Origin of the sequence: Cryobacterium sp. TmT2-59 (assembly GCF_004403545.1) — a bacterium.
Classification (GTDB): domain Bacteria; phylum Actinomycetota; class Actinomycetes; order Actinomycetales; family Microbacteriaceae; genus Cryobacterium; species Cryobacterium shii.
On record NZ_SOGM01000093.1, the window covers coordinates 1 to 18,967 of the forward strand.

Annotated in this window: 21 protein-coding genes and 2 pseudogenes; 12 read left to right on the forward strand and 11 right to left on the reverse strand. The window is 67.3% G+C overall.

What is annotated here, in order from left to right:
• Together sufC and E3T24_RS14510 are read left to right on the forward strand one after the other, a co-directional pair.
• Window positions 1-143: pseudogene (gene sufC / locus E3T24_RS18075) on the forward strand (Fe-S cluster assembly ATPase SufC); the annotation flags it as partial.
• 4 nt (window positions 144-147) lie between these two features.
• Window positions 148-477, forward strand: a complete 330-nt coding sequence (locus E3T24_RS14510) for a metal-sulfur cluster assembly factor (protein WP_134366452.1) — start codon at window positions 148-150, stop codon at window positions 475-477.
• Window positions 478-562: 85 nt separating this feature from the next.
• Here E3T24_RS14510 and E3T24_RS14515 read toward each other — a convergent pair whose 3' ends face one another.
• Together E3T24_RS14515 and E3T24_RS14520 are read right to left on the reverse strand one after the other, a co-directional pair.
• Window positions 563-913, reverse strand: a complete 351-nt coding sequence (locus E3T24_RS14515) for a zinc ribbon domain-containing protein YjdM (protein WP_134402359.1) — start codon at window positions 911-913, stop codon at window positions 563-565.
• Window positions 914-957: 44 nt separating this feature from the next.
• The gene (locus E3T24_RS14520) at window positions 958-1,509 is read right to left on the reverse strand and encodes an OsmC family protein (protein ID WP_134434776.1); all 552 of its coding nucleotides are present in this window, start codon (window positions 1,507-1,509) and stop codon (window positions 958-960) included.
• A 167-nt stretch (window positions 1,510-1,676) separates the two neighbouring features.
• Here E3T24_RS14520 and E3T24_RS14525 point away from each other — a divergent pair, with 167 nt between their 5' ends.
• Both E3T24_RS14525 and E3T24_RS14530 read left to right on the forward strand, forming a co-directional pair.
• The gene (locus E3T24_RS14525) at window positions 1,677-2,258 is read left to right on the forward strand and encodes a TetR family transcriptional regulator (RefSeq protein WP_241975768.1); all 582 of its coding nucleotides are present in this window, start codon (window positions 1,677-1,679) and stop codon (window positions 2,256-2,258) included.
• 95 nt (window positions 2,259-2,353) lie between these two features.
• Window positions 2,354-3,952: an ABC-F family ATP-binding cassette domain-containing protein gene (locus E3T24_RS14530; protein WP_134402362.1), complete on the forward strand. Its 1,599-nt coding sequence runs from the start codon at window positions 2,354-2,356 to the stop codon at window positions 3,950-3,952.
• Between the two features lie 56 nt (window positions 3,953-4,008).
• On the opposite strand, the gene E3T24_RS14535 is transcribed toward E3T24_RS14530, so the two are convergent.
• Genes E3T24_RS14535 through E3T24_RS14545 form a run of 3 tightly spaced genes read right to left on the reverse strand, consistent with a single transcriptional unit; the run spans window position 4,009 to window position 5,371 of the window.
• Entirely contained in the window at window positions 4,009-4,851 is an 843-nt protein-coding gene (locus tag E3T24_RS14535; RefSeq protein ID WP_134366447.1) for an SURF1 family protein, read from the reverse strand.
• Complete coding sequence (locus E3T24_RS14540) at window positions 4,848-5,081, reverse strand: hypothetical protein (RefSeq protein ID WP_134366446.1); 234 nt, start codon at window positions 5,079-5,081, stop codon at window positions 4,848-4,850. Before E3T24_RS14540 ends, E3T24_RS14535 begins: the two co-directional genes overlap by 4 nt.
• Window positions 5,078-5,371 (reverse strand): DUF3099 domain-containing protein, encoded by a 294-nt coding sequence (locus E3T24_RS14545; RefSeq protein ID WP_134366445.1) that lies wholly within the window; start codon window positions 5,369-5,371, stop codon window positions 5,078-5,080. The genes E3T24_RS14540 and E3T24_RS14545 overlap by 4 nt, the downstream gene beginning before the upstream one ends.
• Before the next feature lie 126 nt (window positions 5,372-5,497).
• Here E3T24_RS14545 and fabG point away from each other — a divergent pair, with 126 nt between their 5' ends.
• Complete coding sequence (gene fabG / locus E3T24_RS14550; RefSeq protein WP_134366444.1) at window positions 5,498-6,208, forward strand: 3-oxoacyl-ACP reductase FabG; 711 nt, start codon at window positions 5,498-5,500, stop codon at window positions 6,206-6,208.
• Here fabG and serB read toward each other — a convergent pair.
• Window positions 6,205-6,852 carry a phosphoserine phosphatase SerB gene (gene serB, locus E3T24_RS14555; RefSeq protein ID WP_134366443.1) on the reverse strand — a complete coding sequence of 216 codons (648 nt, stop codon included), beginning with the start codon at window positions 6,850-6,852 and terminating at the stop codon, window positions 6,205-6,207. The genes fabG and serB overlap by 4 nt on opposite strands.
• Window positions 6,849-8,093, reverse strand: a complete 1,245-nt coding sequence (glgC, locus tag E3T24_RS14560; RefSeq protein WP_134366442.1) for a glucose-1-phosphate adenylyltransferase — start codon at window positions 8,091-8,093, stop codon at window positions 6,849-6,851. The genes serB and glgC overlap by 4 nt, the downstream gene beginning before the upstream one ends.
• An 80-nt stretch (window positions 8,094-8,173) precedes the next feature.
• Here glgC and glgA point away from each other — a divergent pair, with 80 nt between their 5' ends.
• From glgA to E3T24_RS14575, 3 genes are all read left to right on the forward strand, one after another.
• A complete protein-coding gene (glgA, locus tag E3T24_RS14565; protein WP_134402363.1) occupies window positions 8,174-9,355 on the forward strand; it encodes a glycogen synthase in 1,182 nt (393 codons plus the stop codon).
• A gap of 112 nt (window positions 9,356-9,467) precedes the next feature.
• Entirely contained in the window at window positions 9,468-10,250 is a 783-nt protein-coding gene (locus E3T24_RS14570; RefSeq protein ID WP_134366440.1) for an ABC transporter ATP-binding protein, read from the forward strand.
• A gap of 147 nt (window positions 10,251-10,397) precedes the next feature.
• Window positions 10,398-10,649, forward strand: a complete 252-nt coding sequence (locus tag E3T24_RS14575) for a type B 50S ribosomal protein L31 (protein ID WP_104102169.1) — start codon at window positions 10,398-10,400, stop codon at window positions 10,647-10,649.
• Window positions 10,650-10,732: 83 nt separating this feature from the next.
• On the opposite strand, the gene E3T24_RS14580 is transcribed toward E3T24_RS14575, so the two are convergent.
• Together E3T24_RS14580 and treS are read right to left on the reverse strand one after the other, a co-directional pair.
• A complete protein-coding gene (locus E3T24_RS14580) occupies window positions 10,733-11,419 on the reverse strand; it encodes a 3'-5' exonuclease (RefSeq protein ID WP_134366439.1) in 687 nt (228 codons plus the stop codon).
• Between the two features lie 59 nt (window positions 11,420-11,478).
• Window positions 11,479-13,176 (reverse strand): annotated as a pseudogene (gene treS, locus E3T24_RS14585) (maltose alpha-D-glucosyltransferase).
• Between the two features lie 114 nt (window positions 13,177-13,290).
• On the opposite strand from treS, the gene E3T24_RS14590 reads away from it, so the two are divergent.
• Together E3T24_RS14590 and E3T24_RS14595 are read left to right on the forward strand one after the other, a co-directional pair.
• Window positions 13,291-14,190: an alpha/beta hydrolase gene (locus tag E3T24_RS14590; protein ID WP_134402364.1), complete on the forward strand. Its 900-nt coding sequence runs from the start codon at window positions 13,291-13,293 to the stop codon at window positions 14,188-14,190.
• Window positions 14,187-15,329, forward strand: coding sequence for a glycosyltransferase family 1 protein (locus E3T24_RS14595; RefSeq protein ID WP_134366437.1), 1,143 nt, complete (start codon window positions 14,187-14,189; stop codon window positions 15,327-15,329). The genes E3T24_RS14590 and E3T24_RS14595 overlap by 4 nt, the downstream gene beginning before the upstream one ends.
• Here the strand turns inward: E3T24_RS14595 and E3T24_RS14600 are convergent.
• On the reverse strand, window positions 15,317-15,916 hold the full coding sequence (locus tag E3T24_RS14600) for a histidine phosphatase family protein (RefSeq protein ID WP_134366436.1): 600 nt from the start codon (window positions 15,914-15,916) through the stop codon (window positions 15,317-15,319). The two genes, E3T24_RS14595 and E3T24_RS14600, sit on opposite strands and share 13 nt — an antisense overlap.
• Window positions 15,913-16,782, reverse strand: coding sequence for a Sir2 family NAD-dependent protein deacetylase (locus tag E3T24_RS14605; protein WP_134434777.1), 870 nt, complete (start codon window positions 16,780-16,782; stop codon window positions 15,913-15,915). The genes E3T24_RS14600 and E3T24_RS14605 overlap by 4 nt, the downstream gene beginning before the upstream one ends.
• Window positions 16,783-16,886: 104 nt before the next feature.
• Between E3T24_RS14605 and E3T24_RS14610 the strand changes: the two genes are divergently transcribed.
• Window positions 16,887-17,696 carry an RNA methyltransferase gene (locus E3T24_RS14610; protein ID WP_134366434.1) on the forward strand — a complete coding sequence of 270 codons (810 nt, stop codon included), beginning with the start codon at window positions 16,887-16,889 and terminating at the stop codon, window positions 17,694-17,696.
• Window positions 17,697-17,732: 36 nt separating this feature from the next.
• Complete coding sequence (locus E3T24_RS14615; protein ID WP_241975770.1) at window positions 17,733-18,965, forward strand: D-alanyl-D-alanine carboxypeptidase; 1,233 nt, start codon at window positions 17,733-17,735, stop codon at window positions 18,963-18,965.
• Window positions 18,966-18,967 lie beyond the last annotated feature (2 nt).

Here is an 18,967-nt window from a genome sequence, read left to right on the forward strand (position 1 = left end):
CCCGCATCCTGCGCTACATCAAGCCGGACTTCGTGCACGTGTTCGTCGACGGCCGGATCGCCGAGCAGGGCGGCCCCGAACTCGCCGACCGCCTCGAAGACGAAGGCTACGATCGCTTTTTGACCGAAGCAAACGTAGGCTAGTCGCATGGTTTCAACGCTGACTCCGGCGCGATTCGATGAAATCGAAGAGGCGCTCAAAGACGTGATGGACCCGGAACTCGGCATCAACGTCGTGGACCTGGGCCTCATCTACGACCTGGGCTGGGATGACGAGAACGACGCCCTGATCATCCACATGACGCTGACGTCGGCGGGCTGCCCGCTCACGGACGTGCTCGAAGAACAGACCGCCGAGGCCCTGGACGGGGTCGTCGACCAGTTCCGCATCAACTGGGTCTGGATGCCGCCGTGGGGACCGGAGAAGATCACCGATGACGGACGAGACATGATGCGCGCCCTGGGCTTCTCCATCTGACGACCTGATCACGAATAAGGGGCACCCGCCATTCGGCGGGTGCCCCTTATTCGCGGGTGCCCCTTATTCGTTGTGCGTCACGCTCTCAGGCCTTTTTCACCACACTGGACTTCAGCTGCATGGAGACACCCTCGATCCGGCAGGAAATGTCGTGGTCGCCCACGCCGTCCACCAGGCGGATGTCGCGAACCTTCGTGCCCACCTTGATCACCGTGGAACTGCCCTTGATCTTCAGGTCCTTCACGACGGTCACGTTGTCGCCGTCGGCGAGCACCGAGCCGAAGGCATCCTTGATGGTGGTGTCCGGGGCGGCCTCCGCCTCCGGGGCCGCTTCGGCGGCCCACTCGTGCCCGCAGAGCGGGCAGACCAGGAGCGCGCCCATCTCGTAGGTCAGGTCGCTGGAGCATTCAGGGCACAGAGGCAGGGACTCATTCACCGTCCCATCATAATCCAGGCCCACTGCTGGCGCAGTCCGAGCTGTCAAGCCTTGGTGACCGTGACCGACACCGGAGTGGCGTTCGAGAAGAGGTCGAGCACGGGGCAGTGCTCATCGACGGTGGAGCGGAGTTCCTGGTAGCGCTCGTCTGATTCCGGTCCGGTGATGCTGATCGTCAGGCGCACATCGGTGAACCCGGCGCGGACGCTCTGATCGATGCCGAAGAGATTGCGCACGTCGAGGTCCGCGTCCGCGATGACATCGATCTCGTCCACCTGGATACCCAGGGACTGGGCGTAGAGGCGGTAGACGACGACCTGGCAGGAGATGAGCGCTCCGAGCGCCACCTCGACCGGGCTCGCCGCGACGTCGTCTCCGGCGAGGGCGCCCGGCTCGTCGACCACGAAAACATGCTTGCCGGCCGTGATTCGGCTGGCGACCGAACCCTCGGCGGTTCCCCGCACGCGATAGGTCAGCTGGGCATTCGAGGCGTCCGCGGCAATGCTGTCGTGCCACGTGGAGCCGGCGATGCTGAGTCGCTCGGCCCGCTCCGCGGAGAGGTCGGACGGGGCAAGAGTGGTATCCAGAATTGTCATGACGCAACCCTAGAAGCCGGTGCGCGTCCGCGTCCTCCGACCGGTCACACTGCGTCATCAACGGCTCCGATCGCAGACATGGAACGCTATTACAGTGATTGGAATGGTAATCTAAGTACATGTCTGAGGCCCCGAGACCCGCAGAATCACGCCGATCGGCTCAATCAGTGGCGACCCGAACGGTGATCCTGGCGGCCGCCCAGCGCCTGATGCTGGAACGCGGCTATATCCCCACCTCCATCGCGGCGATCGCGGCGGAGGCCGGCGTGGCGGTGCAGACCATCTACAACAGCGTGGGCGGCAAGGCCGAACTGCTTTCCGCCGTGCTCGACCTCTCGGCAGCGGGTCCTGACGCCCCGGGTCCGGCTCCCGAGTCCGTCGCGAGGCGCTACGCGGAGGCGCGCACCGCAGGGGACGTCATCCGGACCCTCGTCGACGGCATCGTCACGGCGAACGAACGCTCCGCCGCGGTGCACCGGGTGATCATTCAAGCGGCCGGTGTCGATGCGGACGTTGAGAAGCTGGAGATCCGGCGTTCCACCCAGCGGCTCCACGCCTACGGGTCGGCGGCATCCGCGCTACGAGCTCGGCGGGGTCTGCGCAGCGGGCTGAGCGATCACGAGGCGGCGGCAGCCATCTGGGCGCTCGGCCACCCGCAGGCATTCCGGTCGCTGGTCACCGACCTCGGCTGGTCCGGACCGGCGTACCGTGACTGGCTCGTCAAGTCACTTCAAGGGGCGCTTTCGTAGCTCGGCGGACTCCGGAGGGCAAACGAACAAATATACTTGAAAGCTGGCCCGTCTGGGCCTCCTCATTCCACGACCTCCCCGAACGGACTATTGCTGTGCTCAGTGTGCAAAATCTCGAAATCCGAGTTGGGGCGCGCGTGCTCATGGAAGACGTCAGTTTCCGGGTCTCGGCCGGTGACAAGATCGGCCTGGTCGGCCGTAACGGTGCCGGCAAGACGACGCTGACCAAGACGCTGGCCGGTGAGACGGTGCCGACCAACGGCTCCATCGACCGCACCGGCGAGATCGGTTACCTGCCCCAGGACCCGCGCTCGGGTGACCCGGACATGCTGGCGCGCACGCGCATCCTCGACGCCCGCGGCCTCGGCACGATTTCGCTCGGGCTCGCCCAGGCCGGGATCGACATGGGCAGCGACGACCCCAAGGTCAGCGCCAAGGCGATGCGCACGTACGGCAACCTCACCGACGAGTTCAACGCCCTCGGCGGCTATGCGGCCGAGGCCGAGGCGGCATCGATCGCCAGCAATCTCAACCTGCCGGACCGCATCCTCGACCAGCAGCTCCGAACCCTGTCCGGTGGCCAGCGCCGCCGCATCGAACTCGCCCGCATCCTGTTCTCGGCCGCAGAGACGATGATCCTCGACGAGCCCACCAACCACCTCGACGCCGATTCCGTCGTCTGGCTGAGGGAATTCGTGAAGAACTACCGCGGCGGCTGCATCATCATCAGTCACGACATCGAGCTCGTCGGCGACACCGTGAACCGGGTCTTCTACCTCGATGCCAACCGCATGGTCATCGACATCTACAACATGAACTGGAAGAACTACCAGCGCCAGCGTGTTGCCGACGCGGACCGGCGTAAAAAGGAGCGAGCCAACGCGGAGAAGAAGGCCTCGACCCTGCAGCTGCAGGCCGCGAAGTTCGGCGCCAAGGCGAGCAAGGCCGCGGCGGCCCACCAGATGGTCGCGCGGGCCGAGAAACTCCTCTCCGGGCTGGATGCCGTGCGAGCCGTCGATCGGGTGGCCAAGCTGCGTTTCCCCGAGCCGTCTCCCTGCGGGCGCACCCCGCTGATGGCCACCGATCTCTCGAAGAGCTACGGTTCCCTCGAAATCTTCGCCGCCGTCGACCTCGCCGTCGACCGCGGCTCGAAGGTCGTCATCCTCGGTCTCAACGGTGCAGGCAAGACGACCCTTCTGCGCATGCTCGCCGGGGTGGACCAGCCAGACACCGGCGAGATCGTACCCGGGCACGGATTACGGATCGGCTACTACGCCCAGGAGCACGAGACGATCGACGTCAAGCGCAGCGTGCTGGAGAACATGGTGTCCTCGTCGCCGAACATCAGCGAGATGGAAGCACGCCGTGTCCTGGGCTCGTTCCTCTTCACCGGGGACGACTCGCACAAACCGGCCGGCGTCCTGTCCGGCGGCGAGAAGACTCGACTGGCCCTGGCGATGATCGTGGTGTCGGGAGCGAACGTTCTGCTGCTTGACGAACCGACCAACAACCTCGACCCGGCCAGCCGTGAGGAGATCCTCGACGCCCTGGCGCACTATGCCGGCGCTGTCGTCCTGGTCAGCCACGATGAGGGTGCGGTCGAAGCGCTCAACCCCGAACGGGTCCTGATCATGCCGGACGGCACCGAGGACCACTGGAACAAGGACTACCTCGACCTCATCACGCTGGCCTGATCAGTTCACGCCGGCCTGGCCGGTTCACGCTGGCCTGATCACCGCGGTGAACCCGCTTAACGCGGGCTGTCGATGAGGTCGTCCTCGATCTCCGAATCGCTGCGCGGACGAGCAGCCGCGCGGCGCGCCCGAGCTGCAGCCCGCACTCGCTCGGTCGGGTCGTCGATGTTCACGCTGCGGAACTCCTGACGGATGGCCCAGCCCAGCCCCACGAAGCCCATCAGGGCGAAGACGAACCACTGGAACGCATAGGACAGGTGCGGCCCCTCGTCCTTCACCGGGCGGGTGACGGCGACCGGCCGGTCCGCCGGGGCCGGATCCTCCGACGCCATCAGCCCGTAGGCCCCGGTGTAGGTCGGGGCGTCCAGTCGCGCGGCCACCTCGGTCAGGTTGATCGTGGCGATCTGGTTTCCCCGGGCCGAACGACCGGCCAGGGACGGTTCCCCGGCCTTCAGGCGCGCGACGACGGTGACCTGGCCGGCCGGGGCGTTGGGCACCGAAGCGGGGGCCTCCGAGGTTTCCCCGGTCGGCAGCCAGCCTCGGTCGACGATGAAGACGGAGCCGTCGGCGAGGAGCAGGGGAGTGAGTACCTCGAAACCGGGGTTGATGTTGAGCGGGCGGTTGCGCACGATCAGCTCATCCTCGCTCAGGTAGGTGCCGGTCATCTCCACCGGCAGCCACTTCTGCGACTCGGAGAAGGACCCGCGCGTTGGCAGAGCCTCCTTGAGCGGCACGGGTGTCGCACCGTAGTTGGCCTCCACCCTTCTGATTTCCGCGAGGGCCTGATCCCGGCGGGCAATCTGCCACAGCCCGAGCCCGGCGCACACCGCGGCGAAGAGGATGGTCACCGCGAGGTAGCCGGCCCAGCGCCGGGTGAACGCGAACCTCCAACCGGTCACGCCGGTTCCGCTTCCGGCGAGGGGGCGAGCGGGACCACGGATACCGGGAAGTCCCGGCTGGCCAGGAAATCCCGGAGATAGTCGACGTGCTCGTCACAGGCGAGCCAGGTCTTGACCCGGTCGGCGGAGTGGATGCGGGGATTGCGCCAGTCCACCCGCCAGCCCGCAGCCTCGCGGCATCCAGCCCGGGAGCACGTCGTCTTCTCTGGCTCAGTTCCGAGCCCGATCACGTTCCGCTCTCATCCTTGTCCGGCAGCCGGTGTACCTGGATCGCGCCCGGCCTTACCACGGTGGCACGGGCGCCCCCGCCCTGCACGTTCGCCACGACGACGGCGAAGTAGGGCAGTGCGATCGCACCGATGGCGCACAGGAGCAGCCACCAGCCCTGCACGAAGAGCATCAGCACGATGCAGACCATGCGGATGCCCATGGCGATCGAATACTTGATCATCCGGGATCGCCGCTCCTCATCGGGTGAAGGCGGGAGAGTGGTGATCGACTGCTGTTTCATGAGTGCCATCGATTCGGTCAGTCGGTGAAGTTTTCCGTGTTAAGCCTACGTCTCGTCGAACGATGACCTGCACCGCCTAAACTGGAATATACGTGCGCACGGTGTTCGTTCGCTGGGAAGAGATAGGACCCGCAAATGACGACTGGCCGCACCGTTCTTGTCACCGGCGGAAACCGCGGAATCGGTTTCTCCATCGCCGAGGAGTTCGTCCGCCAGGGCCACCGGGTGGCCGTGACGGCGAGAAGCGGCGAGGGCCCCGCCGGCAGCCTGACCGTGCGCGCCGACGTGACCAATGCCGCCTCGATCGACGCCGCCTTCACCGAGATCGAAGCCGCCCTGGGCCCGGTGGAAGTTGTCGTCGCCAACGCCGGCATCACCCGCGACACCCTGCTGATGCGCATGACGGAGGAGGATTTCACGTCGGTCATCGACACCAACCTCAGCGGGGCGTTCCGCGTGGTCAAGCGGGCGTCGAAGGGCATGCTCAAGGCCCGATTCGGCCGCATCGTGCTGATCTCCAGCGTGGTCGGCCTGCACGGGTCGGCCGGACAGGTCAACTACTCCGCGTCCAAGAGCGGCCTGATCGGTCTGGCCCGCTCGGTCACCCGGGAACTCGGTGCCCGAGGGATCACGGCCAACGTCGTGGCCCCCGGCTTCATCGAGACCGACATGACGGCCCAGCTGTCCGAGTCACAGCAGGCCGATTACAAGCGAAGCATCCCGGCCGGCCGTTTCGCCACACCGGGTGAGGTCGCGCGTGTCGTCACCTGGCTCGCCGGCGACGATGCCGCCTATATCTCCGGCGCGGTCATCCCCGTCGACGGCGGCCTGGGCATGGGGCACTAACCGCGCAGCCCCAGCATCGGGAGCACCTGGCTGAGGTCCCGGATGTCGATGGCCAGGTCGGCCTGTTCCCTGACCACCGGCTTCGCGTTGAATGCGATCCCGAGCCCGGCGGCGTGCAGCATCTGCAGGTCGTTGGCCCCGTCCCCGACGGCGACGGTCTGGGGGAGCGCGACGCACTCCAGTGCGGCCCACTCGCGCAATGTGGCCGCTTTGGCCGCCGCGTCGATGATCGGGCCGAGCAGGCCGCCGGTCAGGCGCCCGTCGGCCACCTCGAGACGGTTGGCTCGCCAGTGGTCCAGTCCGAGAGTCTCGGCGAGGGGGTCGAGGATCTCATGGAACCCGCCCGAGACGACTCCGATCAGACTCCCGTTCGAATGCAGGCCGGCGATCAGATTGGGCACCCCGAGGGTGGGGCGGACCAACCGCCCCACCTCCTCGAACACGCCGGTGGGAAGACCCGCGAGGGTCCGCACCCGCTCCCGCAGGCTCTCGGCGAAATCGATCTCGCCGAGCATCGCCCGTTCGGTCACCTCGGCGACCAGGGCCAGCGAGCCCGCCGCGTCCGCGAGCAGCTCGATCACCTCGTTCTCGATCAGCGTGGAGTCGGCGTCCAGGACCACGAGGAAACGCGCGGGACCGGTCACGGGTTGACGTGCACTCCCTTGCCCACCACGGTGATGCCGGAATCGGTGACGCTGAACCCGCGGGCCCGGTCACGGTCATGGTCGACCCCGACCTCGGCGCCGGCGGCGACGACCACGTTCTTGTCCAGGATGGCCCGGCGCACGGTCGCGCCCGCCTTGATCTGCACCCGGTCGAAGACAATCGAGTCGACGACCTGGGCACCGGAATCGATTGCGGCCCACGGGCCGAGGACGCTGCGTTCGATGTGCGCACCCGAGATGACACAGCCCAGGGACACGATCGAGTCGATCATGGTGCCGAGGAAGCCCCGCCCGTCGCGCACGAACTTCGCCGGCGGCGAGTTCAGCTGCTGGCTGAAGATCGGCCACTTCTGGTTGTAGAGGTTGAACACGGGCAGGGCGCTGATCAGGTCCTGGTGCGCCTCGAAGAACGAGTCGATGGTACCCACATCGCGCCAGTAGTCGCGGTCGCGGTCGGTGGACCCGGGCACGTCGTTGAGCTTGAGGTCATAGACCCCCGCCTCGCCGCGGGACACGAAGTCAGGGATGATGTCGCCGCCCATGTCGTGGCTCGAGTCGGTACGTTCCCCGTCGCGGAGAACGGCCTCGATCAGGGCATCCGTGTTGAAAACGTAGTTGCCCATGGACGCGAAGACCTCATGCGGCGCATCGGCGAGGCCGATGGCGTCCTTCGGCTTCTCCCGGAAGTCGCGGATGCGATCCGGGGTGGCCGCGTCGACCTCGATCACGCCGAACTGGTCGGCGAGGGCGATCGGCTGACGGATGGCCGCGACGGTCGCCGCCGCTCCCGAGGCGATGTGCGCCTGGATCATCTGGCTGAAGTCCATGCGGTAGACGTGGTCGGCGCCGACGACGACGACGATGTCGGGCTTCTCGTCGTGGATCAGGTTGAGGCTCTGCAGGATCGCGTCGGCCGAACCGCTGAACCAGCGTTTGCCGAGGCGCTGCTGCGCGGGCACGGAGGCGATATAAGAGTTGAACAGGCCGCCGGAGACGTGCCAGGTCTGGGACACATGCCGGTCGAGGCTGTGTGACTTGTACTGGGTGAGCACGACGAGTTGCGTGAGCCCGGAGTTGATCAGATTTGACAAGGCGAAGTCAATCAGCCGGTAATGACCCCCGAAGGGCACCGCCGGTTTCGCACGGTCCTCGGTCAACGGCATAAGCCGCTTACCTTCTCCGCCGGCGAGCACGATTCCGAAGATCTTCTTTGACTGCATGACTTCAGAGTAGGGCCATTCCATGCCTCGATCCAGCACGTGTCGGTGTGTCACGGGCCAGCCTGCGCTAGCTTTGCCTCATGCGAGTCGATCTACTTACGAAGGAATACCCCCCGGAGATTTACGGCGGGGCTGGCGTGCACGTCGCGGAGCTTGTTCGAGCCCTCCGCACCGACATCGATGTGGTGGTGCGGTGCTTCGGCGCAGCGCGGGACGCCCCCGATACGTTCGCTTACGATGTGCCGACCGAGCTCGCGGATGCGAACGCGACCCTGGCCACGCTCGGCGTGGACCTCCAGATGGCCCAGGACGTGCAGGGTGCCGACATCGTGCACTCGCACACCTGGTACGCCAACGGCGCCGGCCACCTCGCCAAGCTGCTGCACGGAGTCCCGCACGTGGTGACGGCGCACAGCCTCGAGCCCCTCCGGCCGTGGAAGGCCGAGCAGCTCGGCGGCGGCTACCGGGTCTCCAGCTGGATCGAGCGCACGGCCTTCGAGGCCGCGGATGCCGTCATCGCCGTGAGCGGGGGCATGCGCCGCGACATCCTCCGCAGTTACCCGGCGCTGGACGAGTCCCGCGTGCAGGTCGTTTACAACGGCATCGACCTCGAACGGTGGAAGCCGACCGAAGACGAGGACGTCGTGCGGGGGCTGGGCATCGACCCGGACCGTCCCGCCGTGGTCTTCGTGGGCCGCATCACGAGGCAGAAAGGCCTGCCCTACCTGCTCCGCGCCGCTGCGACCCTCCCGCCGGACGTTCAGCTCGTGCTCTGCGCCGGTGCGCCGGACACCCCGGGCATCATGGCCGAGGTCACCGCGGGCGTCGAAGCGTTGCAGCGGGAACGTTCCGGCGTGGTCTGGATCGACCGTCTCCTGCCGCAGCACGAGCTCGCGGCCGTGCTCACCGCCGGCACCGTCTTCGTCTGCCCGTCGGTCTACGAACCGCTCGGCATCGTCAACCTGGAGGCCATGGCCTGCGGGCTGCCGGTAGTGGGAACGGCGACCGGCGGCATCCCCGAGGTCGTTGCCGACGGTGTCACCGGCCGGCTGGTGCCGATCGACCAGGCCACCGACGGAACCGGGACGCCCATCGACCCGGATCTCTTCGTGGCCGACCTGTCCCGCACGCTGATCGAGGTGCTCTCCGACCCGGCGCTGGCCGCCGAAATGGGCCGGGCCGGGCGCGTCCGTGCGGAACAGAAGTTCAGCTGGAGCCAGATCGCCACCCGCACCCGGGAGATCTACGCGTCACTGCTCTGAGCCTGGAAGTGAAGTACTGAGCCCAGAAGTACTGAGCCCAGAACGGCTATCCGCGTGGTGCGGCGCCGGGCCTGCGTGCCCCGCGCCGCACCACGGCAGATAGCATGGCTCTATGGTCAACGTTCTTCACTTCACCGACGTCTCCGTCGTCCGGGATGGCACAACCATCCTCGACTCAGTGAATTGGAGTGTTGATGACGACCAGCGCTGGGTGATTCTCGGCCCGAACGGCGCCGGGAAAACGACCCTCCTGCAGATCGCGGCCGCACTCGTGCACCCCTCCAGCGGAAGCGCGGAAGTGCTCGAAGAGCCGATCGGTCGCACCGACCTGTTCGAGCTCCGCCCGCGGATCGGATTCGCCTCCACTGCCATGGCCCGTAAGGTACCCGCGAACGAAAAGGTCCTCGACGTCGTCATGACGGCCGCCTACTCGGTCACGGGTCGCTGGACCGAGGAATACGAGGCGATCGACGAACGACGGGCCCAGCGCGTTCTCAGCGAGTGGAAGCTCGACACGCTGGCCGACCGCAAGTTCGGCACCCTCAGCGACGGCGAGCAGAAGCGCGTGCAGATCGCCCGGTCCGTCATGACCGACCCTGAGGTTCTGCTCCTGGACGAGCCGGCGGCCAGCCTGGACCTGGGCGCGCGCGAGGAACTTCTCCAACTGCTCGGCGGGTATGCGAGCGAGCCGCAGTCCCCGGCCATCATCATGGTCACCCACCACGTCGAGGAGATCCCCCTCGGTTTCACGCATGCGCTGCTGCTCAACGGGGGCCGTGTCGTCAGTGCCGGTCCGCTGGCGGAGGCCCTGACCGCGGAATCCCTCACCGAATCATTCGGGCTGCCGATCGAGCTGCGCGAGACCGACGGGCGTTTCGGCGCCCGAGCGGCCTGACCGCCACGGATGGCCCTCACTGCGGCAGGATTCTGCTAAACTTGACAGTCGGTCCTCGGACCGCACATTTTTTCTGCCGTAACTGGCGAGTCTGAACTCGCTAATCGAAGCGCAACTCACCAATCGAACAGCAATAAGGAAGTCTTCATGAAGTCTGACATTCACCCCACGTACGCTCCCGTGGTTTTCCGCGACCTGGCGTCGGGTGCGACGTTCCTTACCCGTTCGACGGTCTCCAGCTCCAAGACCATCGAGTGGACTGATGGAACCACCTACCCGGTCATCGACGTTGAGATCTCGTCGGAGTCGCACCCTTTCTACACCGGCAAGCAGCGCATCATGGACTCGGCCGGACGCGTCGAGAAGTTCAACTCGCGGTACAAGGGTTTCGGCAAGTAACACCCACCCCATCGCGGCGTAACACGCAAAAGGGCGACCAGCTTCGGCTGGCCGCCCTTTTGCGTGTATTCGCTCGGTCGTTTCTAGCGCTCGGGCCAGGCGCCGGCTGCGACGAACGCAGGGTCACGCTCACGGCGCATGTAGGCCTGGAAGTTTTCGGCCTGCTGCAGGGACCACTGGGCCTGCAGCAGGTGCAGGTCGCCCACCTCGACCGGCAGCGTCTTCACGTGCGCCCGGGCGATGGCCTGGGCCACCCTGCCGGCGGCGACCGCATCCGCCCCGGAGTCATGCGCGTCGTCCAGGGAGACCCCGTAGAACGCGCTCGTGACCTCGAGGGTTCGCTTTCCCTTGCGGTACCGGTCGACGGCCTTGTCGATGACCAGCGGGTCCACGACGGGAGAGGGTGAGACGAGCGGCGACACCCCATAGCGGAGGCACTCGCGGTTGAGCAGGGTCAGGTCGTACGGCGCGTTGTAAGCGACCAGGGGGAGACCGCGGGCCAGATGCTCCCGGATGGTCGCCACGATCTCGGCGACGCCGTCGGCAGCGTCACGCCCGTTCAGCACGGCGTGCTTGGTGGTGATGCCGTGCACATTGGTGGCCTGCACCGGGATGTCGATCCCGGGGTTGAGGAGCCAGTCGACGCGCTCGAGCACCTGCCCGGTCGCATCGATGATGGCCACGGTGGCAGACACGATGCGGCACGTCTCCACATCGATGCCGGTCGTCTCGAGGTCGAAAACGGCGAGGGTATCACTCCAGTTGCTCATGGGGAAAGCCTAGGGCCGACCGCCGTCATCGGATGATGCCGCCCCGTGGAGACCGCCGTTCAGCCGCAGTGCAGCCAGAAGAAACTCTGGGCCCCGAGGGTGAGAGTGAGCGATCCCTCGTCGTCGAAGCTGGGGAAGACCGATCCGCCGAAGACGTCGCGGAGGCCGCTCCCGGCCAGCTGGGGATCCTGGATCCGGACGGCGATGGGGTTGTGCGAAAAGTTGAACACGCACAGCACCGTTTCCGGCTGGTCCCCGAAGCTCGTCCCCGATCCGGCGTACTCGCGAGTGAAGGCGAGCACCGATTCGTGGTCCGTTTGCACGACACGGATCGATCCGAGACCGAAGGTCGGGTGGTTCTTGCGCACATGGATGACGTTGCGCACCCAGTGCAGCAGCGAACTCGACTTGGCCAGGTGCGTCTCGACGTTGGTCTGGGTGTAGTGGTAGACGAGCGACATGACGACCGGGAGCTAGAGCTTGCCGGGGTTCGCGTCCGAGAAGCCGGCGTTCCGGTCCGGGGTCCACTGCATCGGCGTGCGCGAGCTGTCCCGGTCGGGGAGCCAGATATTGTCACCCATGCCGATTTCGTCGCCGTAATACAGGAACGGGCTGCCGGGCAGGGCGAACAGGAGAGCGTGGGCCAGTTCCATCTCGGACCGGGAATTGTCCAGCAGGGGAGCGAGGCGGCGGCGGATACCGAGGTTCGCGCGCATCCGTGGGTCGTACGCGTACCAGCCGTACATCGCCTGCCGGTACTCCTCGCTCACCATCTCCAGGGTCAGTTCGTCGTGGTTGCGCAGGAACACGGCCCAGCCGGCGGCCTCAGGAATGTCCGTCGTCTCGGACAGGACCCGGACGAGTTCGTCGGCCCGTTGCGACCGGAGCGAGTAGAAGATGCGGGGCATCACCGGGAAATCGAAGGCCATGTGACATTTGGGCTCGGCTTCGGAACCCTGGAACGCGGCCACCTCCCGAGGCCACGGGTTGGCCTCGGCGATCATGATCCGGCCCGGCTAGTCCCGGTCGACCATCCTGCGCAGCTTCCGGATGAATTCGTGGGTGGGCGGCTCACCCTCGCCGTTCCCCTCATCCGATTCGTACAGATAGGGGATGGCGTCGAGGCGGAAGCCGTCCACGCCCAGGTCGAGCCAGAACCGCACGACCTCGAAGACGGACTCGTGCACGGCGGGGTTCTCGAAATTCAGGTCGGGCTGGTGCGAGAAGAACCGGTGGAAGTAGAACTGCCGCCGCACGGCGTCGAAAGCCCAGTTCGACTCCTCCGTGTCGGTGAAGATGATGCGGATGTCCGGATACTTCTCATCGGTGTCGCTCCACACGTAGTAGTCGCCGTAGGGGCCCTCCGGGTGTTCCCTGGACTCCTGAAACCAGGCATGCTGGTCAGAGGTGTGGTTCAGCGGGAGGTCAATGACGATGCGCATATTGCGTTCGTGGGCCTTGGTCACGAGCTCCTTGAACTCGTCGAGGGTGCCGAAATCGTGCAGGATCGATCGGTAATCGGACACGTCGTAACCGCCATCCTTGAGCGGGGAGGAGAAAAACGGCGGGATCCAGAGGGCATCGATGCCGAGCCACTGCATGTAGTCGAGCCGTGAGATCAGCCCGGCCATGTCACCGGCGCCGTCCCCGTTGCTGTCGACGAAGGACCGCACCATCACCTCATAGAACACCGCGCGCTTGTACCAGCGCGGGTCGAGGGTGAGACCGGGCAGCTGGATGGGGGCGGTGAAGCTCACGTTGTTCCTTCCTGTCCGCGGGGCACTGAAAGCGAGAGTGATCACCCCGATTCTAGGATCACCGGCCGGTTTTAGGTTCGGATGGGTGACACCCGCCGCCCTAAACTTGGTCTGATGAACGTTCCCTCTCCCTACGACGCGATGCTCGCGCGTATCCCCGTGAATGCCCATACCGTGACCGTGCTCGGAAGCCGTACGCGGTTCTGGGAATACGGAGACCCGGCCGGCGCGACGACGATCGTGATGGTGCACGGCTTCCGGGGAGATCACCACGGGCTCGAACCGGTGGTCGCGCAGCTGCCGGGTTACCGCATGATCTCACCGGACCTGCCGGGCTTCGGCGAGTCGGAGGCGCTGCCGCAGGGCGGCCACGACATCGCCGGCTACGGCCGCTGGCTCGCGGACTTCGTCACGGGACTTGCCCCGACCGGGCGGGTCGTTGTGCTCGGGCACTCCTTCGGGTCCATCGTCGTGGCCGCGTCCGTCGCCGGCGGACTGCCTGCGGACGAGGTGGTGCTGGTCAATCCCATCGCCGCCCCGGCGCTGGCCGGACCGCGGGGCATCCTCACCCGACTGGCCGTGTTCTACTACTGGGCGGGGGCACGGTTGCCGGAGCGGCTCGGCTTCGCCCTGCTGCGCAACCGGCTGATCGTCCGGGTGATGAGCGTGACGATGGCGAAGACCGGGGACCGCGGGCTCCGTCGCTGGATCCACGACCAGCACGACCGGTACTTCTCCGCCTTCGCGGACCGGCGCGTCGTGCTGGAGGCGTTCACCGCCTCCGTCGGCGCCGATGTCAGCGAGTTCGCCGCCCGGATCCGCCAGCCGACCCTGCTCATCGCCGCGGAGAAGGACGACATCACGCCGGTCGCGGCCCAGCACCGCCTGCAGAGACTGTTCCCGGATGCGACCCTGCACGTGATCCCCGGGGTGGGACACCTCATCCACTACGAGGTGCCGGCCCAGGCGGCCGACGCGCTGCGCGGGTTCCTGAGCGAGCGGAACCCGGCATGAGAATCCTCTTCGACTGCCGCTACACCCGGTTCGACCGACACGACGGCATCAGCCGCTACACGGCCGGCCTGGTCACCGAACTGGGCAAACTGCACCCGGTGACAATGCTCATCAACGACCACCGGCAACTCGACCTGCTGCCCGACCTGCCCTGGCAGCTCGTGAGCGCGCCCACCAGCATCCGTGAACCGTTCCTCGCCCGGCAGCTCAACCGGCTCCAGCCGGGCGTCGTGTTCAGCCCCATGCAAACGATGGGGTCCTGGGGGCGGCGATACCACCTGATCCTGACCGTGCACGACCTGATCTACTACCGCAATCCCACCCCGCCGCGAGACCTCCCGGCCTTCGTGCGCGTGCTCTGGCGCCTGTACCACCTGTCCTGGTGGCCGCAACGGATGCTCCTGAACCGCGCAGACGGGGTCGTGACGGTCTCCGCGACCACCCGCGACCTGATCTTGGAACACCGCCTGACCCGTCGGCCGATCACCGTGATCCCCAACGCCGCCGGCGCACTCACGGCCGCGCCGGAACGCCGCCGCACGCCGGCCACCGGCCGGCTCGTGTACATGGGCTCGTTCATGCCCTACAAGAACGTCGACACCCTCGTCCGGGCCGCGGCGGAGCTGCCGGAGCACGAGCTGCACCTGATGAGCCGGGTCCCGGCGCCGGAGCGGGAACGCCTGATCGCGCTCGCCCCGAAGGCCCGGCTGGTCTTCCACGACGGCGTGACCGACGAGGAGTACGTCGATGTCCTGCGTTCGGCGACCGCCCTCGTCAGCGCCTCCCTGGACGAAGGCTTCGGCATCCCCCTGGTCGAGGCGATGGGGCTCGGCCTCCCGGTCGTCGTGAGCGACATTCCCATCTTCCGGGAAATCGGCGGCGACGCCGCGCTGTACTTCGACCCCACCAGTGCGCAGGCCCTCGCGGCCGCGGTGAGGCGGCTCGACGAGCCGGGCGAGTGGGCCGACCGCTCCGGGAAATCCCTCGGCCAGGCCGCCCGCTTCACCTGGCACGACTCCGCCCGGAAGCTTCTGGCGCTGCTCACCGGGCTTGCGTCCGACGGCGGCCGCGGGGCCGGAACCGACACTCGGCCCGGTATCGGCACCGAGGCGGGCACCGAGTCGGCTCAGCCCGTGTAGTGCGTGTTCTCGGCGACGGTGCGCAGGGTCGCGTCGAAATGCTCGAGATGCAGCCGGCCATCCCGCCAGACGAAGTCGTGCACGGAGCCGTTGGCGATGAGCTCGTTCTGACGTGGTCGTTCGCCGGACGTCATGCTCCGGATCAGGGTGCCGATCACTCCGCCGTGGCAGATGACGAGCACCGACTCGCCCGGATGCTCGGCGGACACCAGAGCGAAAGCCGGCAACACCCGGTCCAGCACCGCCTGGCGCGTCTCCAGGCCGGGGACGGCGACCCCGTCGGGAAAGCGACGCTGGCGTTCGGCGAAGGTCAGGCCTTCGATTTGGCCGTGGTGGCGTTCGGTGAGGGCCGGGATGACCTCCGGCCCGGGCAGTCCCAGCTCCCCGGCGATGATCCGGGCGGTCTCATGCGCCCGGTCCAGCGGACTGGTGACAATCCTGTCCCAGTGGTGGGCACGCAGGCGCAACCCGGCCTCGGCGGCCTGGGCGCGGCCGGTCGAATTCAGCGGGATGTCCGTGCTGCCCTGGATCCGGGTGTGAAGGTTCCACTCGGTCTGGCCGTGGCGCACGATCGAGAGCCTGGTCATCCGAGCCGCACTGCCAGCCCCGCCAGCGACTCCGACGTGCCGGCCTCCAGCTTGATCAGGGCGCGCCCGTCGCCCTTGGTCTCGCCCCGGTTGATCACGACGATGGGCAGCTTGCGCCGGCGGGCCTGCTCGAGGAGCCGGATGCCGGAGTTGACGAACAGGGATGAGCCGGCGATGACCAGCGCCTCGGCCCCGGAGACCAGGGCGGTGGCCTCGGTGAATTTCACGGTCGGAACGAGTTCCCCGAAGAAGACCACGTTGGGCTTGAGCATCCCGCCGCAGACCGTGCAGCCGGGCACGGTGAAACCGTCGACGTCGGTGACCTCCGCGTCGCCGTCCGGGGCCGATCGCACCGATTCCTGCACCAGTAGGGCCGGATTGGACGCCTCGAGTCGGGCGGCGATGCTGTCCCGGCCGAACGCCTGACCGCAGTCCAGGCAGACGACGAGGTCCATGGAGCCGTGCAGGTCCACGACGTGCCGGGACCCGGCCCTGGTGTGCAGGCCGTCGACGTTCTGGGTGATGACCCCCGAGATCGCGCCGCTCTGCTCCAGCCGGGCGAGGGACCGATGCCCCAGGTTGGGTTCCGCCTCCCGGAATCGGCGCCAGCCGAGGTGGCTGCCGGCCCAGTAGCGTTTGCGGGCACGTTCGTCGCCGACGAAAGTCTGGAAATTCATCGGTGTGCGCACGGGGGCGCCCTTGCCTCGGTAGTCGGGAATACCGGAATCGGTGCTGACCCCGGCGCCCGTCAGCACCGCGGTGCGCTTGCCCCGCAGCAGCGCGGCCACGGCGTCGAGCGCTGATTCGAGCGCGGCATGAGCCGCGGTCGCGGCTGCGGCGGCGTTCGGAAGCGTCTCGGTGCTCATGCTGCTCCATCTCTTGTACACCCGAGTCTAAACTCGCCGGTTTTCCAGTTGGTGACGGAACTGGCAGGCTGGAGAGGTTCACCCCCTGGAAAGGCGCCGCCGCTGTGCAGATCGTTCACATTGAAGACCTCGACCTGCCCGGTCTGGCCGACTACTCGAGGCTGACGGATGTGGCCCTGCGCCGCGTCTCGGAACCGGCGAGTGGCCTCTACATCGCCGAGTCGAGCAAGGTGATCACCCGGGCGCTTGCCGCCGGGCACCGGCCGCGCTCCGTGCTGCTGCAGGAGCAGTGGCTGCCCGACGTGCTGCCCCTGCTGGCGGACTGGCCGGACGTGCCCGTCTACGTCGGCGCCGCATCCGTGCTGGAACGGCTCACGGGGTACAACCTGCACCGCGGTGCGCTGGCGGCCATGCACCGCCCGCCCCTCGCTCCCGTGAGCGAGGTGATCCGGGATGCCCGCAGAATCGTGATTCTCGAAGACATCGTCGATCACACCAATGTGGGCGCCATCTTCCGCTCGGTCGCCGGACTCGGTGCCGACGCCGTGCTGATCACCCCGCGCTGCGCCGATCCACTGTACCGGCGGAGCGTGCGGGTGAGCATGGGCACGGTGCTGCAGGTGCCGTGGACCCGGCTGCCGGAGTGGGCCGCAGCGGCGCCGCTGCTGCACGAGGCCGGTTTCCACCTGGCCGCCCTGGCGCTCTCCGACGATGCCGTGACGCTGGAACAGTTCGCCGGTGACGCCCCGGAACGCCTGGCGCTCATCCTCGGCGCCGAGGGTGACGGTCTCAGCACCCAGGCGCTCTCCGCCGCGGACACGGTGGTCACAATCCCCATGCTGCACGGCGTCGATTCGCTCAACGTGGCCTCGGCGAGTGCCGTGGCCCTCTACGCCCTGCGGGTCAGGGTATAGCAGGTCCGGCACAGGGGTCGTGGGTAGAATCGACGGATGACGATGACCCGAGGCCAAATCTACCGCCGTCGTCGTTTCGCCGTTGCGGGTGGTCTTGTGGTCCTTCTCTCCGGTGTCGGCTACCTCTCCGGCACGGGGCTGGCCCCGGCGCCGGCCGCGGCCGTCGAGGTGAGCAAGCCCGCGGAACTGACCCAGCCCGCCGCCGAGCTGGACTGGCCGGGCGTGGGCGCCGGGGCGATCGGCGCCGTCGGTTACCCCGACCTCCTCGGTTCCACCGGCGAGCAGGGCTCGGTGCCGATTGCGAGCATCACCAAGATGGTGACCTCCCTCGTCGTGCTCGAGAAGAAGCCCCTCACCACCAAGCAGGCCGGACCCGACATCAAATTCACCGACGACGACGTGGACATCTATTATCAGGTCGTCGCCGAGAACGGTTCGGTCGCCCCGGTGTCCGCCGGCATGGTGCTCAGCCAGCGCCAGGCGTTCGAGGCCATGCTCCTGCCCTCCGCGAACAACTACAGCATCTCCCTGGCCGTCTGGGCCTTCGGATCCGTCGACGCGTACCTGGCCGCCGCGGAAACCTGGCTCGCCGCGCACGGCCTGAACGACACCGTCGTGGCCGACACGAGCGGGTTGTCGCCGGGCAGCAAGAGCAGCCTCGCCGACCTGGTCAAGATCGGCAAGCTGGTGCTGGAGAACCCCGCTCTCGCCTCGATCGTCTCGATGAAAACCGCCGACCTGCCCGTCATCGGTACCGTCACCAACACCAACAAACTCCTCGGCAAGCACGGCGTCACGGGTCTCAAGACCGGGACGACGGATGAGGCGGGCGCCTGCCTGCTGTTCTCGGCCGAGTTCAAGGTCGGGGGGAAGACCGTCACCCTGGTCGGCGTCATGCTCGGCGGGGACACCCACACCGAGCTGAACCAGTCGATTGCGGACCTGATCGACAGCGTCGAACCCGGTTTCCGGCAGGTCAAGCTGACGGACAAGGGCGCGGCCTACGCCGACTACGGCACTCAGTGGGGACAGGAGAGCCAGGCGGTCACGGACCGCGAGGCCTCCGCAATCGTCTGGTCGGACACCCCCATCACCGTCCGGCCGACGGCCGAGAAGCTCACCCTCGGCGACGCCGGCGACCCCGTCGGCACGGTCGACTTCGCCGTCGGCGCTGACACCGTCAGCGTCCCCCTGGTGCTCGACACCACGATCAGCGACCCGGGACCCGGCTGGCGTTTCACCCACCCGGGGGAGCTGGCCGCCGGCTGAGC

Excerpts from the sequence above, each read along its gene's own strand:
- E3T24_RS14595 (WP_134366437.1), top strand. The coding sequence starts at position 14,187 with ATGAGAATCCTCTTCGACTGCCGCTACACCCGGTTCGACCGACACGAC.
- glgA (WP_134402363.1), top strand. The coding sequence starts at position 8,174 with ATGCGAGTCGATCTACTTACGAAGGAATACCCCCCGGAGATTTACGGC.
- E3T24_RS14605 (WP_134434777.1), bottom strand. The coding sequence starts at position 16,782 with ATGAGCACCGAGACGCTTCCGAACGCCGCCGCAGCCGCGACCGCGGCT.
- fabG (WP_134366444.1), top strand. The coding sequence starts at position 5,498 with ATGACGACTGGCCGCACCGTTCTTGTCACCGGCGGAAACCGCGGAATC.
- E3T24_RS14600 (WP_134366436.1), bottom strand. The coding sequence starts at position 15,916 with ATGACCAGGCTCTCGATCGTGCGCCACGGCCAGACCGAGTGGAACCTT.
- E3T24_RS14520 (WP_134434776.1), bottom strand. The coding sequence starts at position 1,509 with ATGACAATTCTGGATACCACTCTTGCCCCGTCCGACCTCTCCGCGGAG.
- E3T24_RS14590 (WP_134402364.1), top strand. The coding sequence starts at position 13,291 with ATGAACGTTCCCTCTCCCTACGACGCGATGCTCGCGCGTATCCCCGTG.
- E3T24_RS14580 (WP_134366439.1), bottom strand. The coding sequence starts at position 11,419 with ATGAGCAACTGGAGTGATACCCTCGCCGTTTTCGACCTCGAGACGACC.
- glgC (WP_134366442.1), bottom strand. The coding sequence starts at position 8,093 with ATGCAGTCAAAGAAGATCTTCGGAATCGTGCTCGCCGGCGGAGAAGGT.
- E3T24_RS14510 (WP_134366452.1), top strand. The coding sequence starts at position 148 with ATGGTTTCAACGCTGACTCCGGCGCGATTCGATGAAATCGAAGAGGCG.
- E3T24_RS14575 (WP_104102169.1), top strand. The coding sequence starts at position 10,398 with ATGAAGTCTGACATTCACCCCACGTACGCTCCCGTGGTTTTCCGCGAC.
- E3T24_RS14615 (WP_241975770.1), top strand. The coding sequence starts at position 17,733 with ATGACGATGACCCGAGGCCAAATCTACCGCCGTCGTCGTTTCGCCGTT.
- E3T24_RS14570 (WP_134366440.1), top strand. The coding sequence starts at position 9,468 with ATGGTCAACGTTCTTCACTTCACCGACGTCTCCGTCGTCCGGGATGGC.
- E3T24_RS14545 (WP_134366445.1), bottom strand. The coding sequence starts at position 5,371 with ATGGCACTCATGAAACAGCAGTCGATCACCACTCTCCCGCCTTCACCC.